The organism is Kosakonia oryziphila, from assembly GCF_900094795.1.
GTDB classification, from domain to species: Bacteria; Pseudomonadota; Gammaproteobacteria; order Enterobacterales; family Enterobacteriaceae; genus Kosakonia; species Kosakonia oryziphila.
In genome coordinates, this window is sequence record NZ_FMBC01000012.1 from 15,544 (window position 1) to 30,554 (window position 15,011).

The 15,011-nt window shown below is 53.5% G+C and carries 12 protein-coding genes; 5 read left to right on the forward strand and 7 right to left on the reverse strand.

Annotated features, from left to right (window positions below):
• Positions 1-42: 42 nt before the first annotated feature.
• The 4 genes from GA0061070_RS07650 (at position 43) to GA0061070_RS07665 (ending at position 4,331) form a co-directional block, all read left to right on the forward strand.
• Positions 43-1,014, forward strand: a complete 972-nt coding sequence (locus tag GA0061070_RS07650; RefSeq protein ID WP_090135018.1) for a sensor domain-containing diguanylate cyclase — start codon at positions 43-45, stop codon at positions 1,012-1,014.
• 79 nt (positions 1,015-1,093) lie between these two features.
• Positions 1,094-1,618, forward strand: coding sequence for a GNAT family N-acetyltransferase (locus tag GA0061070_RS07655; protein ID WP_090135020.1), 525 nt, complete (start codon positions 1,094-1,096; stop codon positions 1,616-1,618).
• 115 nt (positions 1,619-1,733) lie between these two features.
• A complete protein-coding gene (locus GA0061070_RS07660; protein ID WP_090135022.1) occupies positions 1,734-3,185 on the forward strand; it encodes a tagaturonate reductase in 1,452 nt (483 codons plus the stop codon).
• Between the two features lie 231 nt (positions 3,186-3,416).
• Positions 3,417-4,331 (forward strand): bestrophin family protein, encoded by a 915-nt coding sequence (locus tag GA0061070_RS07665; protein ID WP_090135024.1) that lies wholly within the window; start codon positions 3,417-3,419, stop codon positions 4,329-4,331.
• A gap of 129 nt (positions 4,332-4,460) precedes the next feature.
• Here the strand turns inward: GA0061070_RS07665 and pdxR are convergent, their stop codons facing one another.
• Complete coding sequence (gene pdxR / locus GA0061070_RS07670; protein WP_244153058.1) at positions 4,461-5,918, reverse strand: MocR-like pyridoxine biosynthesis transcription factor PdxR; 1,458 nt, start codon at positions 5,916-5,918, stop codon at positions 4,461-4,463.
• A 91-nt stretch (positions 5,919-6,009) separates the two neighbouring features.
• Between pdxR and GA0061070_RS07675 the strand changes: the two genes are divergently transcribed.
• The gene (locus tag GA0061070_RS07675) at positions 6,010-6,489 is read left to right on the forward strand and encodes a carboxymuconolactone decarboxylase family protein (protein ID WP_090135026.1); all 480 of its coding nucleotides are present in this window, start codon (positions 6,010-6,012) and stop codon (positions 6,487-6,489) included.
• 43 nt (positions 6,490-6,532) lie between these two features.
• On the opposite strand, the gene GA0061070_RS07680 is transcribed toward GA0061070_RS07675, so the two are convergent.
• The 6 genes from GA0061070_RS07680 to nifL form a co-directional block, all read right to left on the reverse strand.
• A complete protein-coding gene (locus GA0061070_RS07680) occupies positions 6,533-8,098 on the reverse strand; it encodes a methyl-accepting chemotaxis protein (RefSeq protein ID WP_090135027.1) in 1,566 nt (521 codons plus the stop codon).
• A gap of 260 nt (positions 8,099-8,358) precedes the next feature.
• On the reverse strand, positions 8,359-9,597 hold the full coding sequence (locus GA0061070_RS07685) for an EAL and HDOD domain-containing protein (RefSeq protein WP_090135029.1): 1,239 nt from the start codon (positions 9,595-9,597) through the stop codon (positions 8,359-8,361).
• 188 nt (positions 9,598-9,785) lie between these two features.
• A complete protein-coding gene (locus GA0061070_RS07690) occupies positions 9,786-10,295 on the reverse strand; it encodes a nitrogen fixation protein NifQ (RefSeq protein WP_090135136.1) in 510 nt (169 codons plus the stop codon).
• Positions 10,295-11,701 carry a nitrogenase cofactor biosynthesis protein NifB gene (gene nifB / locus GA0061070_RS07695; protein WP_090135030.1) on the reverse strand — a complete coding sequence of 469 codons (1,407 nt, stop codon included), beginning with the start codon at positions 11,699-11,701 and terminating at the stop codon, positions 10,295-10,297. Before nifB ends, GA0061070_RS07690 begins: the two co-directional genes overlap by 1 nt.
• Before the next feature lie 166 nt (positions 11,702-11,867).
• The gene (nifA, locus tag GA0061070_RS07700) at positions 11,868-13,442 is read right to left on the reverse strand and encodes a nif-specific transcriptional activator NifA (protein ID WP_090135032.1); all 1,575 of its coding nucleotides are present in this window, start codon (positions 13,440-13,442) and stop codon (positions 11,868-11,870) included.
• Positions 13,439-14,926, reverse strand: coding sequence for a nitrogen fixation negative regulator NifL (nifL, locus tag GA0061070_RS07705; protein WP_090135034.1), 1,488 nt, complete (start codon positions 14,924-14,926; stop codon positions 13,439-13,441). Before nifL ends, nifA begins: the two co-directional genes overlap by 4 nt.
• Between the last annotated feature and the right edge of the window lie 85 nt (positions 14,927-15,011).

Consider the following 15,011-nt stretch of genomic DNA (forward strand, 5'->3'; position numbering starts at 1 on the left):
GTTTGCGGAAACGGCCCGAAAAAATAAAGAGATCGACATCCTATGCAAATACCTGCTACTCCCGTGGATGAAGAACAACGTCTTGCTTCACTACACAATTCCGGGCTGCTTGAAGGTTGTGTCTCCGAGCGGCTTGACCGCCTGACCCGGCTAGCTAAACGCATGTTTAACGTGCAGGCAGCGATGATTACGCTATTGGACAAAGATACCCTGTATTTTAAATCCTGCGATGGCTACCCCCGTGAAGAAACGATACCCCGAAAAATTTCCTTTTGCGGCCATACCATTTTGCACCCGGAACCGTTGATCATCCTGGATAGCTCTCGTGATGAACGCTTTGCCGATAATCCACTGGTTATCGGTGACAAACCGATCCGTTTTTATGCCGGGTATCCGCTGCGTCTGCCGGATGGCGCGGTGGTGGGATCGTTTTGTCTGATCGACAAAGAGCCGCGTGAATTGAGCAATGCTGATCTGGATAGCCTGAAAGATTTCGCCACTATCGCCGAAGATGAATTCGCGGTGATGAGCGCTGCCACTACCGATGAGCTAACCGGGCTGTTTAACCGTCGCGGTTTTGACAGCCTGGCGAAGTTTGCCATTTACGGCGCTCGCCGTCGGGCTGAGCCGCTAACGCTGGCGTGGATCGAGCTGGATAACTTCAACGAGATTAATGATTCCTGGGGGTATGACGAAGGCGATGAAGCGCTGAAAGCGATGGCTTCGGTGATGACCGACAGCCTGCGTGAAGCCGATCTGCGGGTGCGTTACGGCAGTGCCGAATTCGCCATTGTCTTTTCCGACACCGGTGAGCAGGGGGCGTGGATCGCTATGCAGCATCTGGTCGAACAGGTTGAGGCGTGGAATCAGACTTCCGGAAAAGCGTGGAAGCTGCACTTTTCCTGGGGCGTGAGTGAGTTTGATCACAACGGCAATGGCGAGCTGAGCCCATGGATTAAAGACGCGGTTCAGAAAATGCGCGCCATGAAAACATCTAACAACCACGTCCGGTAAAACATCACAAAAACCTATAGCTTCGACCTTGTGTAGCTAACAGGCAAATAAGATAGTGGCTGTTTTATAAGGAATTAAAATGACCACTTATCAAATCCACGCTATCACGAGCGAGATGTTTGCTTCCCACATCGATTCCCTTTGCGAGGTGCTGGAAAACTGTGTTTCCGGCGGCGCTTCCGTCAGTTTTATGCACCCGCTGTCGCGGGAAAAATCCCGGCAATTCTGGTCTGCTGTTGCGGCGAGCGTCGCGCGAGGCGAACGTATTGTGCTGGTGGCGCAGGACGGGCAGGGAGAAATTGTCGGCACCGTGCAGATGGTGCTCGCTCAACCGGAAAACCAACCGCATCGCGCGGATGTCGCTAAATTACTGGTTCACGAAAAAGCGCGCCGTCAGGGGCTGGCGAATCGTTTGATGGCAGCGCTGGAGCATGCCGCGCGCGAAAACGGGAAAACGGTGCTGGTACTGGACACCGCCACTGGTAGCGGAGCGGAATATTTCTACCAACAATCTGGCTGGCAACGCGCTGGTGAGATCCCACGCTATGCGCTGATGCCGGACGGAAATGTGACGGGCACGACAATTTTTTACAAGTTTATCTAATTTGGTCTAATAAGACGGCCCATTTTGATCAAAACAGGGTTCCATGGTTTAAAAGTCTGGTAAGTTATTACACCAATTTACAAAGGTTGTATGACTAATCAAATAGGAGCCCACTGTGAACACTTTAAATCGTCGCAACTTTCCCGGTGCTGAATACCCTGAACGCATTATTCAGTTCGGCGAAGGGAATTTCTTGCGCGCTTTTGTTGACTGGCAAATCGATCTGCTGAACGAGCACACCGACCTTGACGCCGGTGTGGTGGTCGTTCGCCCGATCCAGAGTGATTTCCCGCCGTCTCTGAGTACGCAGGATGGCCTCTATACCACGATTATTCGCGGCCTGAACGAGCAGGGCGAAGCGGTGAGCGATGCGCGTCTTATCCGCTCTGTTAACCGCGAAATCAGTGTCTATGGTCAGTACGATGAGTTCCTGAAACTGGCACACAACCCGAATATCCGTTTTGTGTTCTCCAACACCACGGAAGCCGGTATCAGCTACCATGCGGGCGATAAATTCGACGATGCGCCGGCCGTCAGTTATCCGGCAAAACTGACCCGTCTGCTGTTCGAACGCTTCCGCCACTTCGCTGGCGCGGCCGATAAAGGCTGGGTGATCATTCCGTGTGAACTGATTGATTACAACGGCGACGCGCTGCATGAACTGGTCGTGCGTTATGCGCAGGAGTGGGCGCTGGGTGCAGAATTCCTCCAGTGGCTGGATGCGGCGAACGATTTCTGTTCCACGCTGGTTGACCGTATCGTAACCGGTTATCCGCGTGATGAAGTGGCGAAACTGGAAGCTGAGCTGGGCTACCGCGATAGCTTCCTCGACACCGCAGAGCACTTCTATCTGTTTGTGATTCAGGGGCCGAAATCACTGGCCTCCGAACTGCGTCTCGATAAACTGCCGCTTAACGTCCTGATTGTTGACGACATTAAGCCGTACAAAGAGCGTAAAGTGGCGATCCTCAACGGCGCCCATACCGCGCTGGTACCGGTGGCATTCCAGGCTGGTCTGGATACCGTCGGTGAAGCGATGAACGACAGTGAAATCTGTGCGTTTGTTGAAAAAGCGATTTATGAAGAGATCATTCCGGTGCTCGATCTGCCGCGCGATGAGCTGGAATCGTTCGCCAGCGCCGTGACCGGGCGTTTTCGCAACCCTTACATCAAACATCAGTTGCTGTCGATTGCGCTGAACGGCATGACCAAATTCCGTACCCGTATTCTGCCGCAGTTGCTGGCAGGGCAGAAAGCGACCGGTAAACTGCCTGCACGTCTGACTTTCGCTCTTGCCGCGCTGATTGCATTCTACCGCGCTGAGCGTAATGGGCAGCCGTATCCGGTACAGGACGATGCGCACTGGATCGAACGCTACCAGCAGTTGTGGAGCCAGCACGGCGATCGCCAGATCAGCACCAGCGAACTGGTGAAAACCGTGTTGTCCGTCAGTGAACACTGGGAACAGGATCTGAGCAAAGTCACAGGCCTGGTAGAACAGGTGTCGCTGGATCTGGATGCGATTCTGCTGCGTGGCATGCGTGAAGCGGTAAAACCGCTGTGTTAAGCGGCCAACGCTGAACAGGAGAACCCGGTTGCGGCCGGGTTTTTATGCCGAACGTTTTACTTCATATTAGTTACAACATACTTTATTATGGTTGTATAACAGGTTTCAGTAACTTCTGTGCCAATTAGTGTCAGCCAGGTTGCCTCTTCGTCACAATTTATTAGCAAACTTGCAACTGTGATTGCGATCACGTTTAATAGCGAAGCTATCCCTTTTGCCTGCAACTAAACCATGATCGTTCGACCACAACAACACTGGCTTCCCCGTCTTTTCGTCTGGCACGGCTCAGTACTGCCGAAAATCAGTTCACGTCTGTTCATGAACTTCCTGCTCTCCATCGCCGTGGTGTTGATGCTTCCCTGGTATACCTCGCTGGGCATCAAACTGACCGTCGCGCCATTCAGCATTCTCGGCGTGGCTATCGCCATCTTTCTTGGGTTTCGCAATAACGCCTGTTATTCGCGCTACAGCGAAGCGCGTGTACTGTGGGGACAATTGATGATTGCCTCACGCTCATTGCTGCGGGAAGTAAAAACCACGTTACCGAATGAAAGTGATATCACGCATTTTATTCGTCTTCAGGTGGCTTTTGCTCACAGCCTGCGCATGACGCTGCGGCGTAAATCGCAGGCGGAAACGCTGGCGAAATATTTAACGGTTGAAGAGTTGCAGGTGGTGCTGGAGGTGCATTCGCCCACGAACCGCATCCTGCTGATCATGGCGGAGTGGTTGGGAGAGCGTCGTGCGCAGGGGACGCTTTCTGACATCTTATTCCAGAGCATTACCCAGCGGCTACATGATATGTCCGTGGTACTTTCCGGCTGCGAGCGCATTTTTACCACACCGCTGCCTTTTGCTTATTCACTGATTCTGCACCGCACGGTCTATCTGTTCTGCATTATGTTGCCGTTTGCGCTGGTGGTGGATTTGCACTACATGACGCCGTTTGTTTCCGTGCTGATCTCTTACACATTTATCTCGCTGGATACGCTGGCGGAAGAGCTGGAAGAGCCGTTTGGCTTCGAGGATAACGATCTGCCGCTGGATGCGATTTGCAATGCTATCGAGATCGATCTGCTGCAAATGCAGGGCGAAAAAACGTTACCGCACAAAATGACCGCAGACAAAAATTATCAATTAACCTAATCTTTAGGACTTGAGAGTAAGACACATTACGCATTTTTGAGCTTTAATGACATTACTCACCGTAAAGAGGGACGCGCGATGGAAAACTCAGACAGAACGATATCGCTGGCCGTAACGTTGGTTGTCAGCTTATCTCTTCTCGCTACGGCGTGGGATCTCTCCTTCGTTAGTAGTTTGCCCTGAACTTCTACTGCTCGCCAGCAGCGCCCGCGTTTCTGTAGCCGGGCGCTGCAATAACGCTTCTGCTTCCGCATACGATCGCACATTGGTATAGCCAATAATCAGGCCATAACGTTTGCTGGTTTGGTTATACCAACGCGATAGCGGACTGACCTGCAAATCATGGCACTGCCAGATCTCCGCCAGTGCCACATCCTGCGTGCTGGTACGTAAAAACGCGATGATATGCATGCCCCCATCGCTAACTTCCACGTTGAACAGGTGCGGATAAATGTTCTCCAGCGCGGTCAGCATGTGCTTTCTGCGTTGCGAGTAGAGTGTGCGCATTTTTTTCAGATGTTGATAAAAATGGCCTTCGCCAAGAAAGGCGGCGAGAATTTTTTGTGTCAGTACTGGCTGGCCGCTTTCGGTCAGCGCGGCGGTTTCGTGGAAACGGGCGAGCGCAGCGCGGGGTAACACAAGGTAGCCAATGCGCAGGGCGGGCATCACCGTCTTGCTAAATGTCCCCATATAGATGACCCGATCATCTCTATCGAGGCTCTTCATCGCCGGCAGGACTTTCCGGGTGTAGTGGAACTCGCCGTCATAATCATCTTCGATGATCCAACTCTCATTCTGGCTGGCCCACTTCAGCAACTGGTGTTTGCGCGGCAGTGACAACGTAACTGCAAGCGGGCTTTGATGTGACGGTGTCACAAAGAGCAGATGAGCATCATTATGATAACGCAGTAAATAATCGACATTCACGCCTTGATCATCAACCGGCACAAAGTGCAGGTTGGCGGCGGCGCGTTTCAGCGCCTGCTGACCAAAAAAGTAACCAGGATCTTCGAATAGCACCTTGTCACGTTCTGTCGCCAGCGTATTAAGGATCAGGCGCAGGTTATTGCTGTAACCACTGGTAATAAAAACCTGCTCTGCGGAGCAGGATAACCCGCGCGAGACATTCACATAATGGGCGATGGCTTCACGCAGCGGCGTATAACCCACCAACGGGGGATTGGTCATCTCCAGCGGCTGCATGGATCGTACCGCTTTGCCGCACAGCAGCAGCCATTTCTTGTAAGGGAAGGCATCCAGCGACGGAATACCGAGGCGCAAGAATCCTTGCTGATCGCGCAACACTTCCATCATAGCGCGTGGTTTTTCTTCGACAATGGATTGCTTCGACGCCGGTTTCTGCGCTGGCAGAATCAGATCCGGGTTCACCCGCGTACCGCGAGCGCCCTGGCTAATAAGGTAACCTTCGCCAATCAGAATTGCCCATGCGGTTTCGACGGTTTTACGCGCCACACCTAATTCGCTGGCCAGCACGCGCACAGAGGGAACTTTGTCGCCAGGCTTCAGTAACCCGCTGACAATACTATGGCGATACTGCTCATAAATGCTCTTATAGCCGGGCTTCATGTCCTACCTTTATTTTATGGTTTTGCATCTTTTTACTATGGCATAAGGCAGTAATATAACCCCGGTCGAACCACTCTACGAGGTAAAAAACATGAGCTCCCGCATCAATCTTTTCCAGACCGTTCCGGCGTTGGTCAAAACCCTGTCCGATGCCAGCCAGGCATCGCATAACAGCAGCCTGGATATTACCCTTAAAAATCTGGTCGATATTCGGGCATCACAGCTCAATGGCTGCGCTTTTTGTCTGGATATGCATGTGAAACAGGCCAAACTCCACGGTGAGCGCGAACTGCGTCTCTACCATGTGGCTATCTGGCGTGAGTCGCCGCTGTTCACCGCAAAAGAGAAAGCAGCACTGGCGCTGAGCGAAGCACTCACTCAGCCGGGTGTCGATGGCGTACCGGATGCGTTGTACCGCGAAGCGCGTGAGCATTTCAGTGAAGTGGAATTGTCTGAACTGACATTTGCGATCGCCATTATCAATGCCTGGAATCGCCTGATGATTGCGTCACGCACGCTGCCGGGCGCGCTGGATAAGGCCTATGGCCTTGATCGTGCGCATCTGGAGTGATCCAACGAATAAGCAGGCCCGGCGGGCGGGCCTGTAAGCGGTTTTAGCGTGCCAACTGGAAGTAACGTACTGAATCGCGCAGGCCTTCGCTCTGCTCGGTCATCGACTGCGCGGCAACGGCTGCCTGTTCCACCAACGTAGCGTTCTGCTGAGTAACCTGATCCATCTGATCGATGGCGACGCTGATCTCTTTAATGCCCTGATGCTGTTCGGTTGAGGCGGCCGAAATCTCCGCAACAATATCCGTCACCTTGTTCACCGAGGTGACAATCTCTTCCATCGCCCGGCTGGCAGTGTCAGCGTAGCGCGAGCCATCGGTGATTTTCTCCACCGTTCCCTCGATTAGTTGCTTGATCTCTTTTGCGGCCTCGGCGCTTTTCTGCGCCAGGTTGCGTACTTCACCGGCGACCACGGCAAAGCCTTTACCCTGTTCTCCGGCGCGGGCGGCTTCAACGGCGGCGTTCAGCGCCAGAATGTTAGTCTGGAAAGCGATACCTTCAATGACGGAAATAATGTCGACAATTTTCTGCGAGCTGGCTGAAATTTCATGCATGCGTTTCAGCATGTCATCCACCTCTTTACCGCCTTTGACTGCGGTCTGCGAGGTCTGACGCGCCAGGTCGCTCGCTTTACGGGCGTTTTCCGCGTTACTCTTCACGTTCTCCGTGATTTGCTGCATGTTCGACGACGTTTGTACCAGCGAGGCGGCCTGTTCTTCGGTACGCTGTGACAAATCGTTGTTGCCTTCGGAGATTTCGCTGGCGGCGTGGGAAATGGATTCACTGCCGTCGATAATACCGTTAATGATCCCGGCCAGTCGGGCATTCATAAAGTGGATGGTCGCCAGCAGGCTCTGGGTATCGTTGTCGCGCAGTTTGACCTGCGTACCCAGATTCCCTGCGGCAATTTCTTTCATGATCGACACCGCATAAGCCGGTTCGCCGCCAAGCTGGCGCGCCAGGTTACGCGAGATAAACAGGGCTATCACGGCGGTTGCAATCAGCGCCAGCAGCAGTAAACCGCTCAGCATATAGATCGCCTGTTTATAAGCCGCCTGAGAGGCTTCACCGGCAGCATTGCCGAGTGCGACTTCCATATCCACCAGCGTGGCCAGGTCTTTCATCAACTGCGTGCGGTATTTCGCCGACACGGCGCCGCTGATTTTGGCGGCTTCTGCGGCGTTGCCGCTTTTCATCTCTTCGATGACTTTGGCGTTGACTTCGATGAAGTTTTTAAAGTTGTCGACAACCGTGGAGAAGAGGGTGCGCATCTCTTGTGGATCGTGCGCCGAGATATTGGCGTAAGCCTGCTGCGCGCGCAGGAACGTTTCCTGGTTTTGCAGCAATTCGCCGCGATGCTGCTCCAGCGATTCCGGCGTTGTCGAGGCAATGTACTGAACCTGCTGTAAGCGCATTTCAGCTAACACACCACGCATTTCAAGGGTATAGCGCACACCCGGCGTGCGATTTTTGCGGAACTGATCAATATGATCGTTGCTCATATTGAGCTGATAAATGGACACAATGCCCAACAGTAACATCATAACAATGAGGATAGAGAAACCGATGAGCAACTTAGTCAATACGGTGGCTTGTGCTAATTTTTTCATGTTTCAACGCTGCGTGAAAAGGGATGTAGTATTAATAACGGCAGTTTTGGGGATTTTATTGATTTATTTATCTGATCAATATCACAATTTACTCAGATTATTATGCAAAAACTCACATCGCAAAGCGTAATTTAGGATAAAGCCATTTTGACTATTAATAATATAACTAACTTGTATTCGTATGAAGTGAAATAATGTTTCACACAATAGTGGTGTGCAGGAGTTGATTATTTTACGCACGCTGAAAAAAAAGGTGAAAATTAATGCGACAGGCTTAATGGTAGCTCATCTGCCCACTTTGTCGCCTGGTTCATTAACTCTACGATGGCGGAATCGGTCAAGCCGATTTTGTGGGTGATGTCACTTACTTCTTCCCATTTTCTCAGCTCGAAAAGACGCGCGAGCTGCACAAACGGATAGAGTTTACCGCTCTCTTTTTCCAGTGCGGTTGCAACCTCCGGCGATACAGCGATTTGGCTCATTAACTCTCCGAGCGGCAAGCCGAGGATCACATCCAGCAGTGAAAACAGACCGACCATAAATGCATCATTGCTGAGACTGGCGGCGGAAGTTCGTTCTGCAACCAGTTCACAGAATTTAGCGCGAATCAGGCTCAGATAATAAATTTCCGTAGTGGTTACGTTGTCGAAGGAGGTCAGACAGGCCATCAATACGAAGCGCCGCATTCCATTAATGCCAAGGTAGACCACAATATCTCGCAGCGACTGGTTACGGAAACCGCATATGCCACGGGTGTTATAGAGGATATTTTGCGCATAGCGCATAATTTTAAACGACAACGTGACATCACGTTTTAACAATTCTTCAATTTTATTAAGGTTTGGCGATTCAACGTTCACTTCCTGCATTAATTTCAGGGCAAATGCCTGGTTTTGTACCAGTTTATTCCGTTTGGTGACCACCGGTTTGCTGAAAAAATAACCCTGGAAAAGATGAAAACCCAATTTTTTATAGGATTCATATTCATCATAGGTTTCCACTTTTTCTGCCAGTAATACGGCATGACGTAACGACTCGCTGTGAGTGCGAATATAATGGTCGATTTCCTCGCGTGGGCTTTTCCTTATATCAAATTTAATCACGTCAATATAGGGAATAAAGGCATCCCACTCGTTACCAGGGCTGAAATCATCCAGCGCGATGCGAAAGCCCTGGGTATGCATACGTTTTACCGCTTCCAGCAATGAGCGATCCGGGCTGGCATCTTCGAGTATTTCAATCACCACGCGATTCTTTGGCAGCGTCTCCGCCAGCCCCTGAACCAGTAACTGGTAGGGGAAATTGACATATACGGTACTGTTGTCGTTTTTACGCCCTACTGGAGCGCTAAGAAATTGCTCTTCAATCAGTTGAGTCGTGGCCTGCTCGGCGGAAACATCCGGGAATCGGTTATCCATACTGTTCCTGAAGAGCAGTTCATAACCGACGGTATTCAGTAGGTTATCAAAAATCGCCTGTCTGGCTACAAAAGAGTACATTTGCCACCTCGCGTACCTGCGTACTGCTTATCTTCGTTATGCCACTATATAAGTAACAGTACAGGATCCATGTGATTGTTGCAGGATATTTCACTTTAACTATTAAAAAATAGAGGGCAACAAATAATAAATGCGCGGCAGGAGTGGCCCGTTTCACTTAAGGTTAGCGGGCCGCGTGAAATATATATTCAGGAAGGGGCAAAACAGAACACGCGTTCGCAGCAGGCATCGCAACTTGGGGAACGGCAAATAAGTTCGCCAGCGGAATGCAGACAGCGCTGACGATAAAAAAACTTTTTCCAGCGCATATTTTCGCTGTTCATTTCTACCAGCAGTGGAAAACAGTCGCTCATTAACTCGCGCAACTCCTGACGCGAGCTTAGCCCCAGATCCTGCCACAGATGATTAAATGCCAGTGAAACGCTGGCGATAATGTTGTGCATCGGCGCCGCGCCTGGTGCCATATAGCTCGCCAGCCACTGCGCCAGTTGTTGCTGTTCATCGCTGCGGGTGGCATTCAACTCGGTCATCAGCTTTTGCCGCAGCAAACAATCGGCGGGCATAGGCTGCGAGGGGGGATCGAACTGCGCTTGCAGGGCATCCCACTCGGTTGCCCGCAGGCCCATCATCAGCGGATAACAGCCTTCTCCGTGTGCATAGAGCCACAGCAAACGCCGCAGCCAGTCGTGAACAGGCATCATGCCACCCCCTGTGACGCCGGATCGGACGGCGTAGTTTTACGCCATAGTTGCCACCAGCCGGTCAGCGCCTCGTTAACCGGTTGCCAGGCGTGATCGACGCAAGGTTGAATGCCGCGCGCTTCCAGTTTTTGCCACGGTGCGTAGCCAATACGGGCGCAGAATACCGCTTTCACATCGGCCAGCAGATCGAGAACTGCCGTCATCCGCGCGTCGCTTTCCTGCGGTTCACAGTTGTCGCTTCTCTGACAAAATTTCGGCGTAAAGCGCTCATTGACCAGCACAGCGCCCGCTGCCGACAGGCTGTAAATGCGAAAACGATCGGCATGACCAAAGTGGCAATCAATCGCATCGCCACGCGTGGAGGCGACCGCCACCAGGCAGGCATCTGGCTCTTCCGATTCGCCGCGCGTGGCAATGCTGGCATGTAACTGCGCCCGGCGGTAAAGCGTCGGCAACCACGGCTGCGGGGACTCTTCAACCGGCGTCAGAGCAAACTGCTGGCTGCGATCCTCGCCGAGCATACCAATCGCGTCAGCACGGCACTGCTGGCAGTGCGTCATCTGCGGCATCACTTCGCCGCAACGCTCGCGCACCTGGGCTATCATCTGTGCATTCGGTTCCGGCTGCCCATTCAGGCCGAATACCGTACCGTGCTCCGGCCGGGCGATCAGCGGCATAATATTGTGAATAAAGGCCCCGCTGGCGCGCAGTTCACGGCTGACATCGCTTAGGGCACCATCGTTGATGCCGGGGATCAATACCGAGTTGATCTTCACCAGCACACCTTTAGCCGTCAGGCAACGCACACCTTCAAGCTGGCGGGCAATCAGGATCTCGCCGGCTTCACGCCCGCTGTAGCGTTCACCATCAAGCCACAGCCAGGCGTAAATTTGCGCCGCGATATCCGCATCCAATGTATTAATCGTCACCGTGACATGGTCAACACCAACATTCACCAGTCTCTCTACCGCATCCGGTAGCATCAGCCCGTTGGTTGAGAGGCAAAGTTTCAGGTCGGGGAGCTGTTCGCGCACCATTTCCAGGGTGGTGAAGGTGCGTTGAATATTGGCCAGTGGGTCACCAGGCCCGGCGATGCCAACCACTGACAATTGTGGGATCACTGCGGCTACATGGCGCACTTTGGCTACCGCCTGTTCTGGCGTCAGCAGAGATGACGACACGCCGGGGCGCGACTCATTACTGCAATCAAATTTGCGGTTGCAGTAGTTACATTGCAGGTTACAGGCAGGCGCGACCGGCAGATGCATACGGGCATAGCGGTGATGACCGTTTTGCGAGTAGCAGGGGTGCGACGCGACCTTACCGGCAACAACATCAGATAAAGGTTCGCGCTGCCCGGTGTGACAGCGTGAACCGCCAGCGGCGGATAAGCAGGAAGTCATGGGCGTACCTTGGTTGTGTGGTCATAACCTCTTGCTGCAAAACCTGTACCGCTTATTATTTCTGTAACTTGCTGAAAATTAATGTTTTAAATTCACCGTGCCGTCGTTTGTTTGTCGAGTTTGTGGCGTTTGGCTGACAATGTGTTGAATGTCACAAAAGCCTGCATTACATTCTCGGCATGGTAATGTCCATCGTCTGAATACGGTAAGCCACCTGGCGCGGGGTCATTCCCAGCAAACGTGCTGCTTTTGCCTGTACCCAACCGGCTTTCTCCAGCGCGGCGATCAATCTTTGTCGCTCGTCGAGGTTCTGATCGAGCCAGCTCTCTTCGTGTAGTGTGCTGGGTTGCGGCGGTTTTGGCAGATTCTCCCGGTGGTGAAACAAAATCACGTCGCGATCGATCAGCCCGCTTTCCGACATTACAGCCGATCGCTCAAGGCAGTTTTCCAGTTCACGCACGTTTCCGGGCCAGCTATAGCTCATCAACAAACGGATTGCGCCATCGCTGATGCGCAGCGTGCGGTTCTGGTTTTGCGCGATTTTACGCACCAGAAAGTGTGCCAGCTCGGCAATGTCCTCCTGCCGCTCGCGGAGCGGGGGCAGGGAGATCGGCATCACATTGAGGCGATAGTAGAGATCTTCGCGAAAATTCCCCAGCCGAACTTCCTCTTCCAGATTGCGGTTGGTGGCGGCAATGATCCGTACGTTCACCTGCAGCGTTTCATCTCCACCGACGCGTTCCATTTCGCCTTCCTGCAAGATACGCAGCAGTTTCGCCTGAAACGAGGCGCTACTTTCGCCGATCTCATCAAGAAACAGCGTACCGCCATCCGCCAGTTCAAAGCGGCCCTTGCGCTGGCGTACCGCACCCGTAAACGCCCCTTTTTCATGGCCGAAGAGTTCACTCTCCAGCAGCGTATCAGGCAGAGCCGCACAGTTGAATTTTACAAACGGCGCGGCGGCGCGCGGTGAATTGTGGTGGATAGCATTGGCAATCAGCTCTTTACCGGTTCCGCTTTCGCCACGCACCAGCACGGTGGTGTCCCAGCGCGATACCTGGCGAATAATTTCCAGCGTCTGGCGCATGGCCGCGCTTTTACCGACCATATTTTCAAAGCCAAACGATCGCGACGGCGAGCACCCTCGCTGGCTGGCGATCTGCGTGGCGGCTGCACGAGGTGAGGGCGAGACGCTGGGCGGTGTCATCAGGCGGACGGTTTGCGCCACCAGATTGGCGACGGTTTCCAGAAAACGCGTGCAGGCAGGCAGCCGCTCCTCGTAGCGGGCCATTGGCTGGGCGGCCAGCACACCGATAGGCTGTGAGTTTGGGCCCATCAGCGGCACGGCAATAAACGGCAGGCTGTAATCATATAATCCAAGGCGATCGAGAAAACGCTGATCGTCGGAGACACAGGGCAGCACAAGAGATTGCCCCTGCGACAACACCGTGCCGACCAGCCCTTCACCCGGACGGTAGCGAATCTGCGAACTGCCGGGAATAAGCTGTTGATCGGCCTCCTGCAAGGCTTCAATGGTAAGGATCGTTTGTTGGCTGTCGTACAGGCAGATCATCCCGTGCTGCATAAAGGCATCATTGTGCAGCACGCATAGCACTTCCTGTAGCGTCTGCCCGACCTCCGTCGCCCGGCTTAACACCACGCTGATACGCTGCATGGCGGTAAACTGCTGGGAGAGGTCAAAGCGCCAGACGGTGGTACCCGACTCGGTTCGCTGAGTCATAGTGAGCCTCCGGTCAATGAATGAAATAACGGGAAACGCAGGGTCAGGCAGGTGCCTCCCTGAGGTCGGGAGGTCAGTTCTATTGCGCCGCGATGGTGGGCGACCAGTGTCTGGATCAACCGCAGCTCCATGCCTTTACCGGGAGCATTGAGTGCATCGGGGGAATGGGTATAGCGCACCTGAATCAGCGGCACATTGTCATTTAAATAGAACGACAGCCAGCCGCTCTCTTCGCGGGCGTAAAGCTGAGTCTGCACCGTGAAATCACGTAGCTCAGCGGCAATATCCAGGGTTCTGTCGAGCCACAGGCTCAGGCAGGCAAGCAGTTGTGTTCGCTGGCCAAAGCCCACCAGATCGGGGGATTCCAGCTCAATTTGCAGGTTTTCGCCCTGGTTATATCGGGTGTGATACAGGGCGCGCAGGTCGTCAAGGAAAGGCTGAAGTGGCCAAACTGCCGGGCTTTCCAGCTCCAGCGACGGACGGCAGCGTTGCAGCCGCGCCATCGCTTCTTCGCCTTCACGCCAGGCGGCATCCAGCGCCAGATTGCTGTGATCGTCGCCATTTAAACGGCGCGCGGCGGCCAGCATATTGATCGGGCAATTGAGTTGCACCAGCGCGGCGTCCAGCGATTCGCGGATCGCCGCCAGCAATTTACCGCTAGTTATCTGCTGTTTCAGACGATCAAGGCGCCCCTGTTCCTGTTGTTGCTGGTGCTGGGTATTGTCGGTGATCACCACCAGCGTGCGCGGCACGGCGCTATCAATAAAGTAGCGGCCCGCTTCTTCACTGACGCCCGGCAGCGCCCAACTGGTGACGGACAACCAGCGCACGCTGCCACGCAGCGCTACTGGCAGCACCTGGCCCTGAGCCAGTTCCGCCTTACGGGCGGAAAAATTGAGTTCGGTGAGCAGCTCTTTACCACCGCAATCGGCGCAAAAGGTTTTGTAGACGAGGTTATCCATTACCACCTGATCGCGTTCATCAACCACCACAACTGCCGCCGGAATGTTATTCAACACGGCTTCGGTTAGCGTCATATGATTGCGCAGCCGCTGTTCCAGTGCGTAGCTGGCGCTGATGTCGCGCTGCATTGCCAGGTAATGTTCGAGTTTGCCGAACGCATTAAACAGCGGGGTGATGTCGATTTCCACCAGAAACAGGCTGCCGTCGCGGCGACGATTGATCAGTTGCCCGCGCCACGGACGATGTTGCAGCAGGGTGTGCCACATATCCTGATAGATTTCACGCGGCGTCTGTTTACTGGCAAGCAGGCGCGGGTTTTGCTGCAACAACTCTTCCAGCTCATACCCCGACTGGCGGCAAAATGCGGGGTTGGCGTACAGAATATGGGCATTGGCATCGGTCAGTGAAATCGCGACGGGAGCCTGTTCAACCATGGTGAAAAACAACCCGGGATGCTGTTGTGAGAGCACCCCGGCGATCTCGGCGGGCGCTGCGGCGTCCATCATCATATTCAGGGTCATCACAAACTCCTGTGGTCAACATGGGAATGTCGCAGTTATGACAATTTGTGCCACCTGTCGACTTTCATCCGAACATAAACGGACG

What these genes read in the sequence shown, in the direction of transcription:
- GA0061070_RS07650 (WP_090135018.1), top strand. Translation starts at nt 43, where the DNA reads ATGCAAATACCTGCTACTCCCGTGGATGAAGAACAACGTCTTGCTTCA.
- GA0061070_RS07655 (WP_090135020.1), top strand. Translation starts at nt 1,094, where the DNA reads ATGACCACTTATCAAATCCACGCTATCACGAGCGAGATGTTTGCTTCC.
- GA0061070_RS07665 (WP_090135024.1), top strand. Translation starts at nt 3,417, where the DNA reads ATGATCGTTCGACCACAACAACACTGGCTTCCCCGTCTTTTCGTCTGG.
- pdxR (WP_244153058.1), bottom strand. Translation starts at nt 5,918, where the DNA reads ATGAAGCCCGGCTATAAGAGCATTTATGAGCAGTATCGCCATAGTATT.
- GA0061070_RS07675 (WP_090135026.1), top strand. Translation starts at nt 6,010, where the DNA reads ATGAGCTCCCGCATCAATCTTTTCCAGACCGTTCCGGCGTTGGTCAAA.
- GA0061070_RS07680 (WP_090135027.1), bottom strand. Translation starts at nt 8,098, where the DNA reads ATGAAAAAATTAGCACAAGCCACCGTATTGACTAAGTTGCTCATCGGT.
- GA0061070_RS07685 (WP_090135029.1), bottom strand. Translation starts at nt 9,597, where the DNA reads ATGTACTCTTTTGTAGCCAGACAGGCGATTTTTGATAACCTACTGAAT.
- GA0061070_RS07690 (WP_090135136.1), bottom strand. Translation starts at nt 10,295, where the DNA reads ATGCCTGTTCACGACTGGCTGCGGCGTTTGCTGTGGCTCTATGCACAC.
- nifB (WP_090135030.1), bottom strand. Translation starts at nt 11,701, where the DNA reads ATGACTTCCTGCTTATCCGCCGCTGGCGGTTCACGCTGTCACACCGGG.
- nifA (WP_090135032.1), bottom strand. Translation starts at nt 13,442, where the DNA reads ATGACTCAGCGAACCGAGTCGGGTACCACCGTCTGGCGCTTTGACCTC.
- nifL (WP_090135034.1), bottom strand. Translation starts at nt 14,926, where the DNA reads ATGACCCTGAATATGATGATGGACGCCGCAGCGCCCGCCGAGATCGCC.